Origin of the sequence: Bifidobacterium sp. UTBIF-68, from assembly GCF_006408855.1 — a bacterium.
GTDB classification, from domain to species: domain Bacteria; phylum Actinomycetota; class Actinomycetes; order Actinomycetales; family Bifidobacteriaceae; genus Bifidobacterium; species Bifidobacterium reuteri.
This window is the reverse complement of the sequence record NZ_JFAN01000032.1, coordinates 38979-54930: the sequence shown is the minus strand read 5'-3', so window position 1 is coordinate 54930 and position 15952 is coordinate 38979. Positions and strand designations below refer to the sequence as shown.

Genomic DNA, 15952 nt, shown 5'->3' with positions numbered 1-15952 from the left:
AAGAAAACCCGTCCCTGTAGCTCAGATGGCGTGCGTACAGGCCTACAGGGACAAGAAAGTCCGTCCCGGAAGGTGATTTCTGCGCTTATTGGGCTTCAGGGACAACGCAACCTGTCTCTGAAAGCCGGTTTTTGTCCTTACAGAGTTTCAGGGACCGGAAAGCTTGTCTCTGAAGGCGATTTCCATCTTTGTCGAGTTACAGGGACAGGACAATCTGTCTCTGAAGGATAAATGACGTGCATATTGGAGTACGGAGACAAGTAAGCCTGTCCCCGTACCCCAATGCGCCTTCCCTGAGATATCGGGGCATGAAACCTGTCCCGGTGAGGTTTGCTTTGCCCCTCGAGCGGTGTTCCTCAGCCCGTCAGTTCTCCGGTTCTCCGCACTCTGTCTTCAGCCCGGCAGTCCCTTCAGCCTGCCGGGCTCTCAGTCCTCATCCCTCGGGCTCTGCAGGCTCTTCAGTCCTTCAGCTTGTAGCCCCTCAGCCCTGCAGGCCCTGCAACACCCCAGCCCTGCAGCCGCTCATCGCTTGCCGTTGTAGATCTCGCTGTCGATCACATCGGCGAAGACGCGGTTCACCGCCGGACGCACCACCTTCAGCGATGGCGTCAGACACTTGTTATCCTGCGTGAACTGCGTATCCAGCACCGCGAACTTACGCACTGACTCGGCGCGCGACACCGTGGAATTCGCCTTGTCCACATACTGCTGGATCTCCTCGCGCACCGCCGCGTTCGCGGCCAGGCGATCCACCGGGGTTTCGACGGACAGCCCATGCGCAGGCAGCCACACGGCGAGCGACTCCGGGTCAAGAGTCACCAATGCGCCGATGAACGGCCTGCGATCGCCCACTACCACGCAGTGCTCCACGATCGGGCACTTGGCGATCTCCTCCTCCAGCGGGATGGGGGAGACGTTCTTGCCGCCGGCCGTGATGATGATGTCCTTGATACGCCCGGTGATGGTGATGCGTCCCGCATCGTCGATCTCCGCCAGATCGCCGGTACGCAGCCATCCGTCGGCGGTGAACGCCTCGGCCGTCTTCTCCGGCAGATTGTGGTATCCGCGGAACACGTTCGGGCCCTTGACCTGCAGCTCGCCCTCGTCGGAGATGCGAATCGACGAACCGGGTGCGGGCTGGCCGACCGTGCCGATCACATTGTCGGTCACGCGCGTGGCGGCGAACGGCGCCGCCGTCTCGGTCATGCCGTAGCCCTGAATCATCGGCAGGCCGATGCCGTTGTAGAAGTGCGCCAGATCCAACGACAGCGGAGCGCCGCCGCAGGCCACGTACTTGATCTTGGGCCCCAGAGCGCCGCGAACCGTGCGGTACACGAGAGCCTCGTACTTGGCGCGGTCGGCGATCTCGGCCAGCGTATGCTTCTCGCCAGCCTGTTCCTTGCGGCTCCATGTGCGCGCGGCCTCCGCGGCCTTGGCGAACAGCCGTCCTTTCCAGCCGGTGCCGGCCTTGCGGGAAGCGGCGTTATAGACCTTCTCGAACACGCGCGGCACGCCGAGCAGATACGTCGGCTCGAAGGACCGCAGGTCGGGCAGCAGGGACTTGGTGTCCGGCAGATAGCCGACCACGCCATCGTCGGAGGCAATCGATGCGTACTGGATGAACCGGGCGAAGCAGTGGGCGAGCGGCAGGAACAGCAGCAGGCGCGGATGGTTGTCGAGAATCACCTCATGCAGGGCCTGCGAGGCGGCGATTGTGATCGAGACGAAGTTCTTATGCGTCAGTTCTGCGCCCTTCGGGTTGCCGGTGGAGCCGGACGTGTACACGATCGTGGCCAGATCGTCGGTGTGCACGGAAGCCACGCGCTCTTGAAGCTCCTCGTCGGAAACGGTCACGCCCAAGCCTTCCAGCGCGCCCAGCGCATTGCCGTCGAACATCAGGATCTGCCGCAGCGTGGGGCAGTGGTCCTTGACGGAATCGAGACGGTCGAAGCGTTCGCGATTGTCCGCCACGGCGAGTTTGACCGAGGAATCGTTCATGATGCGCTGCGCCTGCGAGGCGGAATCCGTGTCGTAGATCGGCACGCTCACCGCGCCGATCGCAGCCAGCGCGAAGTCAAGAATGCCCCATTCGAGGCGGGTGGAGGAGAAGATGGTCACTGCGTCGCCCTTGCCGATGCCCAGTGCGATCAGGCCTTTGGCTGCGGAGGTCACGCTTTTGTGGAATTCGCCGGTGGTCACGTTCTGCCAGTGTCCGGGGCCGAGTTTTCTGGCGGCGATCACGGTGTCCTCGCCAGTGCGGGCGATGCGGTCGGTGAGCAGGGAATAGATGGTCTGATCGTCGCGAACCACGATCGATTCGCCGGGGGTGGTGTATTCGGTGAGCATGTGCGCTGTTGTTCCTTAATTGATGATTGCCGAGTGAAGTGGCCGTTCATCATGACTGTGGAAGTGGGCTGTAGGGCTATGTGAAGTTATGGTTGTGTGCTGTTATGTGCGATAGCTGGCGTGCTATGCCGCAGCACTGTTCGTTCGGTCGGTGTCGCATACGATGGTTCCCCGGCCATGCTATTCACAGAGGTTACGCTGGCGTAGGTGATGCCGCGTTGTGCGGAGTGGAGAAGTCCGGCGTGCGCTTTTGTGCATCGCCTACAAGTTCGGCTTCACTCATCTCGCCAAACGTACGCTTGTGTGCCGCGTCGTAAGTCCGTTGATTTATATGGCTCCCCTTGTCAGGGGAGCTGGCCCGGCGGGACTGAGGGGTAGTCAATTCATCAAAGAGCTACTGATGCAGGATATACGATGGGGTTTCGCGCCCTGTTATCTCGGTAAACGTACACTGAGCGGCGGTAAGCGTACGTTTGGTGAGGTAAGGGGTACTGAAGCCGCAGTAAACGCACGCGGACGGGCCGAGGAGGAGTGCAGTGCGATGAGGGTCGCAGTGCGATGAGGGTCGCGGTGCGGTGGGGTCGCGGTGCGATGGGGTGTCTCGCTCCGGTTCGTCATGTTTCGGTGTCTCGATAACGATTTCGCAACGGCGCGATAACGGAATGACAACAATCGGGACCAGCTGATAACAGTTCCACAACGATTCGCGCGCAGGGAGGATTTTGAGCGTTTTTGTGCGTAATCGCCTCCTAATATGCCATTCGGCAATCGGTGATAGCGCAACCATTACCGATAAAACACACATGAAGTCATCAATTCAAAACAAAAACAGACGTGTAAGAGAGGAAGCACTATGTCTGTTGCCCTGACTGGACACGTGGCCACGACCACGGACAACACGAAAGCACAAGGAGAAGCCGCCGACGGGAACTTCGATGGCGTGCTGCCGCTGAAGGAGAAGCTCTCCTACCTGAGCACCGATATGGCAGGCAACCTGCTGTACTCCTCGCTCGGCACCTACATCATGTTCTTCTACACCGACGTGTTCGGCATCACCGCCGCCGCTGCCGGCTGGATCCTGCTGATCGCCCGTATCGGCGACTGCATCTCCGCCCCGGTCTGGGGCTCCATCGTCGACCACACCAAGACCAAGTGGGGCCAGTCCCGCCCGTTCTTCCTGTGGATGGCCGTGCCGTTCGCACTGACCGTGTTCCTGGCGTTCACCGCCCCTGACCTGCCGCCGGCAGGCAAGGTCGTCTACGCCACCGTCACCTACATCCTCGCCGCCGGCCTCGTCTACACCGGCATCCAGACGCCTATCACCGCAATCCTCTCCAACCTCACCCCCGACCCGGCCGAGCGTGTGAAGGCCAACACCTTCCGTCTGTCCGGTGGCCTGTTCGGCACCTTCATCACCGCCGTGTGCACCCTGCCGCTGGTCAACTGGGCAGGCAAGGCGATCACCGGCGAGACCAACCAGAAGGTCGGCTTCATGTTCACCTTCGCGGTTTACGGCGTCATCGCCGTGGTCCTGCTGTGGTTCGCCTTCCGCAACATCCGCGAGCACAACTACGATCCGAAGACCCAGAACCCGCTGCCGTTCAAGGAAAGCCTGCACGCCATCAAGGGCAACTGGCCGTGGATCACGCTGATCATCGCATTCGTCATCTTCTGGATCGCTCAGGAGGACCGCATGTCCGTGGCCGTGTACTACGCCAAGTACAACCTGAACAACGAGAACCTCGCCACCGTGCTCAACGGCATGCAGATCCTCGGTCTGATCACCACCTTCCTCATCCCGCCGCTGTCCAAGAAGCTGGGCAAGGCAGGCAAGACCGACACCATGATTCTCGGCATGGTGATGGCCATCGTCGGCCAGCTGCTTCTGCTTACCGCCTCCAACAGCTTCGCGCTGTTCGTGGTCTTCTGGACCATCTCCATCCTCGGCGCCGCCATGGCTCTGGCCATGCCGTTCGCGATGCTCGCCGACACCGTCGACTACGGCGAATGGAAGAACGGCATCCGCGCCGCCGGCCTGCTCTCCGCTGTCGGCGCCTCCTTCTGCATCCAGTTCGGTTCCGGTCTGGGCAACCTGATCCCCTCCAAGATCATGGCCGCCGCTGGCTACGTGGCCAACCAGCAGCAGACCCCCGAGGCCCTGAACGCCATCCAGTTCTGCTTCATCTGGCTGCCGATCATCGTGTACGCGATCTGCATCTTCATCATGCTCTTCTACCGTCGCTTCGAAAAGAACGAGCCGGCCATCCGCGCCGCGCTGGCCGACCGTCGCGCCAAGGCGGACGCCGCAGCCGACGCCGCCGCAGCAGTCGCCTGACATGCATGACTTTGCCGTGTCCTTCATCGATGTTGGCCATCGACGTCGGCCATCGCTGAGCTACCGCCGAGCTGATAGCCGGCGCTAACCAACGCCGATAGCGAAGCGGCAAGACCGCGATTGCACCAGAGCGCAGTCCCTCCTAGGATGGACTGCGCTCTTGCATATTCAGGCATACGCGTGTTCAGCCCGTTCGCACGGCGGGCAGTAGTCACACCTGAAACAGCAGATACAGAGAACCAAGTAGAGGAATCAGAGATGAAGAAGACCAGCACCATTCGTGCCATCCGCACGGCGCTGACGGCCGCGACCGCCGCCGTGCTCGCGATCTCGCTCGCCGCATGCTCGCAGACCGGCGGCTCCACCACGTCCGCCACCGGCACCAGCGCATCCGGCGGCCAGACCACGTTCACCTACGCGCGCTCCGCCGCCGTGAGCTCGCTCAACCTGTGGACCGAGATCACCTCCAACAACGCGTTCGCCATCGACAAGATCTTCGAGCCGCTCGTCAGCTTCGACAAGAACGGCAAAATCATCGACTGGCTCGCCAAGTCCCACCAGATCTCCGACGACGGCCTGACCTACACGTTCACCCTGCGCGACGGCCTCAAGTTCTCCAACGGCAAGAACGTCACCGCAGAAGACGCCGTCTTCTCCATCCAGCAGCATCAGGCCGAGAAGGACGCCGCCCTGCCGCTGACCGCCGACATCTCATCCGTCACCGCACCGGACGAGCACACGGTCGAAATCAAGCTCAACAGCCCGTACACCCCGCTGCTCGCCGAACTCGCCAACTTCTCCAACGGCATCGTGCCCAAGGACTTCGGCGGCAAGTCCGAAGCCGACTTCTTCGCCAACCCGGTGGGCACCGGCCCGTTCGTCGTCTCCAAGTGGGACAAGTCCGGCGACCTGACCTTCACCAAGAACGAAAACTACTGGCAGAAGGGCAAGCCGGGCATTAGCAAGCTCGTCTACAAGCTTGTGGAGGACGGCACGCAGGCCGTCAACCAGCTCAAGACCGGCCAGGTGGACGGCATCGAGGACCCGGCGCTCGAGAACCTCGACGAGCTCGAGAACGGCAACGACACCAAGGTCGAGACCGCCGGCAGCTGGGTCACCCATACCTTCTTCTTCAACACCGCCGACGAGCACTTCGCCGACGTGCATGTGCGCCGCGCGCTCGCCTACGCACTCAACCGCGCCGACGTGACCAAGGCCGTCTCGTTCGGCCACGCGGACACCGCCAAGACCGTGCTGCCCAAGGCCATCGAATACAGCACCCAGGACTCCATCAAGCCGGTGGACAACGACCTCGCCAAAGCCAAGGAGGAGATCGCCCAGTCCAAGTACCCGGATGGCTTCGAGGCCAAGATCCTGCTCGCTTCCGGTAACAACGCCTACTCTCAGGCCGCGCAGCTCCTGCAGTCCGCGGCCGCCAAGGTCGGCGTCAAGCTGGACATCGACTCGGTGGACATCGCCACCTTCCGCTCCCGCTTCAAGGCGTTCGACTACCAGATCATGATCAACTCCGCCCAGGCCGACTACCCGGACGCCGACTCGATCATCGACTTCCAGGCGGACCCGGACGGCTTCAGCAAGTCCTACTGGACCAGCTACTCCAACCCCGAGGTCACCGCCGAACTCAAGAAGGCGCAGGTGACCCCGGACGGCGACGAACGCGCCGACCTGTACGAGAAGATCCAGCAGACCCTGGCCGACGAGGTGCCGTACATTCCGCTATACTCCCCGCAGATCGTCAAGGCACTGCGCAAGAACGTGAACGGCCTCGAAGTCCTGCCGAACAACTCCGTCCGTTTCCAGGACGTCACCCTCGGCTGATTCCCGGTTCTTACCCGGGTTATAGCCGTACCGGTTCCCGTAGCCGTACAATAACCACCATGATTACTTCACGACATGCCGCCCTCGTCCGATGGCTGGGCGGCATTGTCGTACATATGCTGCTCGTGCTCGCTCTGGTCACCGTCGGCGTGTTTTTGATCGTGCGACTGGTGCCCGGCGACCCGGCGCAGATGGTGCTGGGGCTCAAGGCCCGGCCCGAGCAGATCGCCGACATGCATCGCCGCCTTGGCCTCGACCAGCCTCTCTGGCGGCAGTTCACCTCGTTCATCGCCACCCTGCTCACCACCGGCGACACCGGCCTATCCATTGCCTACAACGCATCCTCGCGCGCGCTGGTCTTGAGCCGCATGCCGGTCTCCCTGTGGCTGATAGGCTGTTCGGCGGTGCTCGTCGTGGCGATCTCCTTGCCGCTGGCCATGACCGCGGCGCTGCACAAAGACGGCTGGGTGGACCAGCTCGTGCGCATCGTGCCGACAATCACGCTCGGCATGCCTGAATTCTGGGTCGGACTCGTGTTCGTCCTGCTGTTCGCCGTGACGCTCAAGATCTTCCCGGTGGGCGGTGTCCAGCCGGGCATCGACGGCATGCTGTATTCGATGGCGTTGCCCTCGCTGACCATCGCCCTCGCCCAGACCCCGTTTATCGTGCGGTCATTGCGCACACGGATCCTTGAAGTACTCGGGTCTGATTTCGTCGTGACCTTACGTGCCGCCCACCTGCCCGAGCGTGTGATCCGTCGGCATGTGCTGCGCAACGCGCTCCTGCCGGCCCTGCAACTGTACGGCATGAAGATCTCGTTTTTGGTCGGCGGCACGTTGGTGGTGGAGCAGGTGTTCGGCCTGCCGGGTGTAGGGTCGCTGCTGTTCAACGCCATCACCGCGCGCGACTTCCCGCTCATCCAGGCCATCGCCATCTACTGCGCGCTGGGCGTGGTGCTGGTTTCGGTCGTCGTCGAGATCGCTGGCGGACTCATCGACTACCGTGTGCGGGGCGCGGCAGCCGGCGAGCGGAATGGCGCGGCAGCCGGGGGTGCGATGTGACCATGCGGACGCCAGCTTCAGAATCGCGCCATGTACCGTCTATGCAAAGGCCACACGAACAATCCATGATGTTTTTCGGACAGAATGCTACGTCGTCTTCCCCGTCGCCAGAACGGGCCCGACAGCATCGGCAATCTCGACCGGTGGCAGTTGAGCATAACAGTGATTCTCAGGTTCCGCAACGCGGCTCGAAGCAGCCGAAGAACGTGCTTTCGCGTTACTCGTTGCGGCTGCGCGTGTTGGAGCATCGCCTACCACATACGTTGATCGCGGGTCTGGCACTGCTCGCCGCAATAGTGCTTGCGGCCATCATCATCCCGGCCGTCTCCCCATACGACCCCACCGCCGAAGACATCCCTTCCATGCTGCAGCCGCCATCCTTCGCGCATCCGTTCGGCACCGACCAACTCGGACGCGATCTGCTCGTGCGCGTGGCTGCGGCCGGGCGCGTCGATCTGACTTTGATGGTGGGCGTCGAACTGCTGCCGTTCCTCATCGGCACGTGCGCCGGGCTCGTCGCCGGATACTACGGCGGTTGGCCGGACCGCATCATCACGCTGCTCTCCGACGCGCTCATAGCATTCCCGTTCTATCTGCTGGTGGCCGTGGTGGCGTTCGTCACCGGCACCGGCATCACCGGCATATTCCTCACGTTCCTGATCATGGGGTGGATCATCTTCGCGCGCACGGTCAAAGGCGCCATCGCCTCGCTCGCGGGAGCCGAATGGGTGGACAGCGCGCGCGTGATGGGCTTCTCCGACGCTTCGATCCTGTTCCGCCAGCTCCTGCCGAACGTGCTCTCGCAGGCGGTGATCGTGCTGGTCAGCGACATGGTCGCCCTGCTCGTGGCGATTGTGACGCTCGGCTATCTGGGGCTCGGCGTCAGGCCGCCTACTCCTGACTGGGGCACGATGATCGCCGATGGGCAATCCTTCCTCGCCACACGATGGTGGGTGTCCACGCTGCCGGGTGCCGCGGTGGTGCTGGTCGGCATCGCGCTGGCCCTGATCGGCGACGGGCTCAACGACATGAGGAGGCGGGCATGAGTTCTGATGCGGCTACAACCGCAGCTGATTCGTCGGTCGAAGCCAATATCGAAGCCGCCGCGCGACCTGATGCGGCTTTGGGCGGCGGTTGCACGACTGCCGGTGATTCCACCGATGCCGTAGCGCCGACTCAGTCACTGGTCAAAGTAAGGGATCTTCTCATCCACGCCTCTTTGACTGGCCGTCCGCTGGTGGATGGCGTCTCGTTTGATGTGGCTCCCGGAGAGGCGGTGGGCATTGTCGGCGAATCAGGCTCCGGCAAAAGCCTGACCCTGCGCGCGGTCATGGGACTGCTGCCTGAAGGCGTGACGCTCGCTAATCCGGAGTCGGCAATCACCATTGCGCCACTCCCGGCAGCGGCTGCCGGGGTTTCTCGCGGTGCTGGTGTCACCACTCTTCCGGCTCCTCCTGAGCAAGGGGAGACGGCTGCACAGCAGATTGGAGGAGTTGCCCGTGAGAGCGTTCGCCCAGGCGCATCGGCACCTTCCCGCGCTCCCCGCCTCGCGATGATTTTCCAGGACCCGGTGTCTTCCCTCGACCCTCTCAGCGGCGTGGTCCGGCAAGTGGCCGAGGTGCTGCGGTACAACCGGCATCTCCGCCGCCGTGAAGCCCGAGCGCAGGCCGCTGATCTGCTGGTCTCGCTCGGTTTGCCGGAGTCGTTGCGGGCGGCTGACCGCTATCCGGGCCAGCTGTCCGGCGGACAATGCCAGCGCGTCGGCATCGCCATCGCGCTCGCCACCAATCCGAACATCCTCCTGTGCGATGAGCCGACCACCGCGCTGGACGTCACCGTGCAGCTGCAGATCCTCGACCTGCTCGCCGATCTGCGAGACCGGCTCGGTCTGACCATGCTGTTCGTCACCCACAATCTCGGTGTCGCCGCCCGACTGTGTTCAAGGCTTATCGTCATGCAGCACGGGCACATCGTGGAAGCCGGGCCGACCGAGCAGGTCCTGCGGCATCCGCAGGATGAATACACGCGCCGGCTGGTCAGCGCGGTCCTGCCGATTCCGGATGCTGGTGAAGTTGCCACTGATATGAGGGCGCAATTGACGGACGGGGCCAGGAATACTGGTAATACCGGGAATACTGGAAACACGGAGACGGAAGCATGAGTGCACATATGGCCGGGCACAATACGGTCGAGCACACGGTCGAGCATACCGCTGAACATACGGTCGAGCTGCCAGCACAATCAACCGATGTGATTCTGACGTTGCGCGACATCACCGTGCAGTACAGCGGCTTTATGGCGGTGGATCATGTGTCGCTCAACCTGCCACGAGGCGGGGCCATCGGCATCGTGGGGGAGTCGGGCGCAGGCAAATCCACGCTCGCACGGGTCGCCGCCGGGCTCATCGCGCCCACGTCCGGGCAGGTACTGCTCGACGGGCGTGTGCTGGCACCGGTTCGCCGCACCCGCGAGCAACGCCGACGTGTCCAAATGGTATTCCAGAATCCGGATTCCTCATTGAACCCAAGCCATTCGATTCGCCGTATCCTCGCCGAAGGCATGCTGCTGCACAAGACGCTCTGGCCGCATCCAGACGCTGAGGCCGTTGATGCGCGTTGCCGCGAATTGCTGCGCATGGTTGGTTTGGGCGGCGACTCCGACGCCATTGATGACACCGGCAACATGACGGTGCAAGGCGGTGTCGGTGCTAGCGCTGCTTCGGCCGGTGCTCGCAGTGCTTCGGCCGGTGTCCATAGTGCTTCGGCCGGCACAGGCGTGAGCGCGAATACAGTTTTGGGAACCACCGGTAGTGACGCAGGCGCATCTGCATCTGCGGCTGTGCTCGCAGCGGCCGACGTCAGCGAGCTGAACGACATGCTGTCCCGCCGCCCGCAGGCGTTTTCCGGCGGCCAGCGCCAGCGCATCGCCATCGCCCGTGCGCTCGCTGTGAATCCGGACGTGCTGATAGCGGACGAACCCACCAGCGCGTTGGACGTCTCGGTGCAGCACGAGGTTTTGGAGCTTCTGGCTGATTTGCGCCGCACCCGAGGTCTCAGCCTCATGCTCATCACCCACGATCTGGGCGTGGCCAACGCGTTGTGCGGTGGAACCGTCAGTGATGATGCGGGGCAGGGTGAGGCCGCATCCGCCGGCTCCGTAGACGCTGCCTCCCCATGTGCGGATTCGCCTGCTCAAGGTGCCTCCATGCTCACGGCTTCACATGCCCAAGGCAGCATCATGGTTATGCGCAGTGGCCAAGTGCTTGTGCGCAAGCCGACCGCAGCATTCTTCGCCGATCCTGGCCCTCGATATGCCCGCGACCTCCTAGCCGCATCCCGCAGTGTCGGCGCTGCCTCGTTGTAATGCATGTCTCTTCTTCGGTTTCGAAGCGTCCACACGCTGAGCCGGTTTTGAGCTCCGACCAACCACCTCCGTGGATGCAATCTCGAGGCGAACTTCAGAAAAACTGGTTGGCAAGGCGTATCTCCGTTCGGTGAGGTACATTAGCCCATTCGCGGAAAGCTATCTCCGTTCAGTGAGGTACCGCATATGGGAAACCTGAAGTATAAGTGCCGCCATTGCAATTGTTGTACTCGCTGTATTGCGGTTGAGGTACCTCATTGAAGGCAGATGCCTTTCCGCAAGAAGGCAAATGTACCTCATTGAAGGCAGTTATCCCCCACGCAAGGCCGAATGAGCTTCGTGCAAAGGACAATGCAGAGCAATCCGGCTGTGAGCGAATTCTCGTTAGGAGGTACTAGCGTGTGCCGGGCATTTCCATTACGGTGAAACAGATTGCATGAGATGACATTACGCATCATGACACATTGAGAATTACAGGAGAAGCATGTTCGATAAACGGCTCTTTCAATTAGCGCCCGGCCTCAAAGGTCTCGTGGCCGGCAAAGTGGCATTGATGTGGGTGGGGCTGCTGGCCAACATCGGTTTCATGCTCTCCGTGGTCATGCTGCTGCAGGGCCTGCTCGTTCTCGCCGACCCGCACCTCTTCGCGTGCGATGCCGCATCGTCGGCCGATTGCCCGGCCAACCTGTTTGATGTTCCGGGCCTCGAAGCCACACCGATGACCGGTGACCTGCTGGCTTACGTACTGCTGATGATCGTGTGCGCAGCCATCCGTTACGCCACCACCACCGGGTCGGCCCGCCTCGGCACCGAGGCCGCCGAACGGGTCAAGCTCGCGCTGCGCTCCAAACTGTACCGCAAGATGCTGCGCCTCGGCCCCTCCTATGCCTCCCGCGTCAAGACCTCCGACGTAGTGCAATCCGCCGGCGAAGGCGTCGAACAGATCCAAAGCTTCTTCGAACTGTTCCTGCCGCAGCTCTTCTACGCGATTCTCGCGCCGATCACGCTGTTCGCGGTCATCGCGCCGATAGACATGCCCTCCGCCCTGACCATGCTGCTGTGCGCGCCGCTCATCATCATCGTCACCGGCATGGTCTCAATGACCGCCGCCCGCGCCTTCAAGAAGTACTGGGGCCGCTACACCGACATGGGTGCCGCCTTCCTCGACAACCTCCAGGGACTCGAGACACTCAAGAACTTCGACGCCGACGACCGTGCCGCCGCAGACATGGACAGGAAGGCCGAAGGCTTCCGCGTGATGACCATGCGCGTGCTGCAGATCCAACTGCGTTCGCTCACGGCCATGGATGTGGTGGCCTACGGCGGTGCCGCGGCCGGCATCGGCGTGGCCCTGTGGCGCTATGCGCACACTGACGGCACCTACATGCCCGGCACGGTCTGGCAGCCCATCGACATGGCCGCGCACTTGCCCGGCCCGCTCGCCTATGTGGCCTACGGCCTGCAGTATCTGATGCCGTTCGGTTCCGGATTCCCGCTCACGCTGGCCGGATTGCTGTTCATCGTCCTCCTGTCCGCCGAATTCTTCATCCCAATGCGTCAGCTCGGCTCGTTCTTCCATGTGGCCATGAACGGCATGACCTCCACCAAGCGCATCTTCGCACTGCTCGACGCGCCCGAACCCGCGCACGGCAGTGCGAACCTGCCCGCGTCCACCCGAGGCGAGGCGGGCCCGTCGCTCGAAGTCGAGTTCTCGGATGTTTCGTTCTCCTACACGGATGCCGGGGCAAGCACTTCTGATGTCGCATCCACTGCCACGCAGGCCCTCGCCGACGTGTCCTTCACCGCACGGCCCAGCGAGCTGACCGCCATCGTCGGCGTCTCCGGCTCAGGCAAATCGACGGCTGCGGCCCTCATCGCCGGCACCTTGGAAGGCTATCAGGGCTCGCTCACCATCGGCGGAGTCGAATCACGCGAGCTGTCCGGCGAGACTCTGGCCCGCAATGTGACCTTGATCGGCGCCAGCAGTCATCTGTTCGCCGGCACGCTGCGCGAGAACCTGACCATGGCGTTGCCGCAGGGCTATGCCGCGGCCGATTCCGTAAACGCTGACGGTTCCGTTGACTCCGGCGATGTTGGGGATGCCGCTGATTCCTCTGACGCTGTGGAGCGACGACTCTGGGCCGCGCTCGAACAGGCTCGCATCGCCGACTTCGTGCGCAGCCAGCCGGCCGGTCTGGACATGACGATCGAACCGGACGCCGCCAACCTGTCCGGCGGACAGCGCCAGCGCATCGCCATCGCCCGTGCGCTGCTGCATGACTCCCCGATATTCGTGTTCGACGAGGCCACCAGCAGTGTGGATGTGGAATCCGAGGAACTGATTCTCGCCACGATTCGCGAGCTGGCGCATGTCGGCGGCAAGACGGTCATCATGATCACGCACCGCATGGCCAATGCCGGACATGCCGATCAGGTGGTGGTGTTCGACCATGCGCACGTCGTGGAGACTGGCACGCATGCGTCGCTCTTGGCGGCCCACGGCAGATATGCCGAGCTGTATGCCACGCAGGCCGCCATCGAGAACATCGCTTCGGATGCCGGACAGGATACGCAGCAGACGGTTGGTGTTGCTGCAGCCGATGCGGATGCCGCGGATGCCGCTGACCGCACCAACGCCGCCACCGATGCCCACGCCGGTGCCGCCGTAGTCCCTGCCGATGCCACATTACACTCCGATACCGCAGCAGACAGCGACCCGGATGCAGTGCCCAGCACTACGGCTACCGGCTCCAACGCAACCGTAGTCCCCGCCCGGCTCACCACCTTCCAGACCGTCACGCGACTGCTCAAGGTGGCGGCCCCGCTCACCAAGCTCATGGTCGCGGCCACTGTCTCCGGCTCCATCGGTCATCTCGCAGCCACCTTCCTGCCGGTGTTCGGCATCGTCGCGGGCTTCGCGCTCGCCGGCAATCCGGTGTGGGGCATCGGCGTCGGTCCAGCTGTCGCTGGCATGATCATTTGCGCCCTGCTGCGCGGCATCACCCGGTATGTGGAGCAGTATCTCAACCACAACGTGGCCTTCCACCTGCTCGCGCTCTTCCGCTCCAAGGCCTTCGCGGCCCTGCGTCGACTCGCGCCCGCCAAGCTTGCCGGCAAGGGCAAGGGAGACCTGATCGCGATGCTCACCACCGATGTGGAGCTGCTCGAAATCTTCTTCGCGCACACCATCAGCCCGGTGGCCATCGCCATCACCACCACCATCGTGTACGCGATCATCGCCGCCACGCTCAACCCGTGGATGGCGCTCGCGCTGGTCGCCTCGCATCTCGTGGTCGGCGTGCTCATCCCGAAGTTCTTCGCCACCGGCGTGCGCAACCTCGGTCCGGCGATCCGAGGCGCCGCGGGCCAGCTCGACAACGTGATGCTCGATGACATGCGCGGCCTGGATGAGATCATCCGCTTCGGCCGTGGCGAGGACCGAGCCCGCGCCATCGAGGACCGCACCCGCGCCCTGTGGCGCGACCACGCCAGACTCAGCCGTGTCAACGGGCGATTCGCCGGCATCGGCGGCCTCATCGTCATCGCCCTCAACATGCTGATGCTGGCCTTGGTGCTGTCGCTCGCTGCCGCTGACCCGCATCGCATTCCGGCGCTGGTCGCCGCGTTCGTGCTGTTCACCAGCTCATTCGGCCCCACCCTGGCCCTGAGCGCCCTGCCGGCGAACCTCACCCAGACGTTCGCCGCCGCCCGCAGGCTCTTCGGCATCATGGACGAAGCCCCGGCCGTCATCGAAACCGGAATCAGCAAGCCCGACTATCAGGGCATGACGCTCGACCACGTCACCTTCGCCTATCCGACGGCTGCGCCGGATGCCGCCGGGTCTGCCGTGTCTGCCGCGTCGGAAGCGTCGGAGACCACTGCGTCTGCCGCGGCGGTTGCGAAGAGCGAGGGCGGGAATGACGGCAATAGTCCCTCCCGCGCCATCCTCGACGACTTCACGCTCGACATCCCGCGCCACGGCATCCTCGGCGTCCAAGGTCCGTCCGGCCGTGGCAAGTCCACGATGCTCAAACTGCTGATGCGCTATTGGGATCCGCAGTCCGGCCGCGTGCTGCTCTCCGGTACGCCGCTGCCCGAGGTGGATGCTCATCATCGCCGCCGCGTGCAGGCCATGATGGGTCAGGATACGTACCTGTTCGACGGCACCATCCGCGACAATCTGCTGATCGCGCTGCCCGAATCGGTGATCGAAGCCGCCGGATACGCGGCGGATGACACTGTGAATACGACTGTGAAGACGACTGTGGAATCGGCTGCGGATTCGGTGGTACAGCCGACTCCGGAAGCGCAGTCCGCTTCCGCCACTTCAGCTGTCCCCTCCACTTCAGCTGTCCAGTCCGCACCGGCAGTTTCGGCCACGAATGTCACCCCGTTGGATGCCCGCCTGCGCGAAGCGCTGGCGAAGGCATCGGTATTGGACCTCGTTGACTCGCTGCCCAATGGGCTCGATACCCAGGTTGGCGAGCTGGGCGACCGCCTCTCCGAAGGCGAACGTCAGCGCATCGGACTGGCGCGCGTCTTCCTGCGCAATGCCGACATCGTGCTGTTCGACGAGCCCACCAGCCGGCTTGATGCGTTGAACGAGGCCATCATCCTGCGGTCGATTCGCGGTCTGGCTCAGGATGCAGACGCCGCTCAATCCCAGCCGGAAGCGGCTTCTGCGTCCGTGCCCGGTCCGCAGGGAGCGGCGTCTGGCCACGCATCTCGCGAAACTCAAGGTGCTGAATCGCAATCTGCCGAATCTCAAGGCGTGGTATCTCAAGCTACTGCATCCCAGAGCGCGGAATCCCATGCTGCCGCAGTGATTCTGGTTTCCCACCGGGAATCCGCCATGCGTGTCGCCGACCGCACGCTGCATCTTGATTGAGGCTTTATTGGTGCGGATACAGCATTTCATGAGCGAGTTTTAGGCGAAGCTTCACATTTTATGAGCGAGTTTTCCGCAATTCACAACATCCATAATGATCGCCCGAAGTGCGGCAATCCA

At 63.0% G+C, this 15952-nt stretch carries 8 protein-coding genes and 1 pseudogene; 8 read left to right on the top strand and 1 reads right to left on the bottom strand.

The window, feature by feature from the left end; genetic code table 11:
• Positions 1–522: 522 nt before the first annotated feature.
• The gene (locus BW14_RS09580; protein ID WP_140490414.1) at positions 523–2346 is read right to left on the bottom strand and encodes a long-chain fatty acid--CoA ligase; all 1824 of its coding nucleotides are present in this window, start codon (positions 2344–2346) and stop codon (positions 523–525) included.
• An 853-nt stretch (positions 2347–3199) separates the two neighbouring features.
• Between BW14_RS09580 and BW14_RS09575 the strand changes: the two genes are divergently transcribed.
• From BW14_RS09575 to BW14_RS09545, 8 genes and pseudogenes are all read left to right on the top strand, one after another.
• Positions 3200–4681, top strand: coding sequence for an MFS transporter (locus BW14_RS09575; protein WP_140490412.1), 1482 nt, complete (start codon positions 3200–3202; stop codon positions 4679–4681).
• Positions 4682–4939: 258 nt separating this feature from the next.
• Entirely contained in the window at positions 4940–6520 is a 1581-nt protein-coding gene (locus BW14_RS09570; RefSeq protein ID WP_140462569.1) for an ABC transporter substrate-binding protein, read from the top strand.
• Between the two features lie 59 nt (positions 6521–6579).
• Positions 6580–7581, top strand: coding sequence for an ABC transporter permease (locus BW14_RS09565; RefSeq protein WP_219847192.1), 1002 nt, complete (start codon positions 6580–6582; stop codon positions 7579–7581).
• A gap of 143 nt (positions 7582–7724) precedes the next feature.
• Positions 7725–8627, top strand: a complete 903-nt coding sequence (locus tag BW14_RS09560; protein WP_181162368.1) for an ABC transporter permease — start codon at positions 7725–7727, stop codon at positions 8625–8627.
• Complete coding sequence (locus BW14_RS09555; RefSeq protein ID WP_052382081.1) at positions 8624–9742, top strand: ABC transporter ATP-binding protein; 1119 nt, start codon at positions 8624–8626, stop codon at positions 9740–9742. The genes BW14_RS09560 and BW14_RS09555 overlap by 4 nt, the downstream gene beginning before the upstream one ends.
• A 167-nt stretch (positions 9743–9909) precedes the next feature.
• Positions 9910–10008 (top strand): annotated as a pseudogene (locus tag BW14_RS12585) (ATP-binding cassette domain-containing protein); the annotation flags it as partial.
• 63 nt (positions 10009–10071) lie between these two features.
• Positions 10072–10944, top strand: a complete 873-nt coding sequence (locus BW14_RS12580) for an ATP-binding cassette domain-containing protein (protein ID WP_375138442.1) — start codon at positions 10072–10074, stop codon at positions 10942–10944.
• 484 nt (positions 10945–11428) lie between these two features.
• Positions 11429–15832 carry an ATP-binding cassette domain-containing protein gene (locus BW14_RS09545; RefSeq protein WP_181162367.1) on the top strand — a complete coding sequence of 1468 codons (4404 nt, stop codon included), beginning with the start codon at positions 11429–11431 and terminating at the stop codon, positions 15830–15832.
• The last annotated feature ends 120 nt before the right edge of the window (positions 15833–15952 follow it).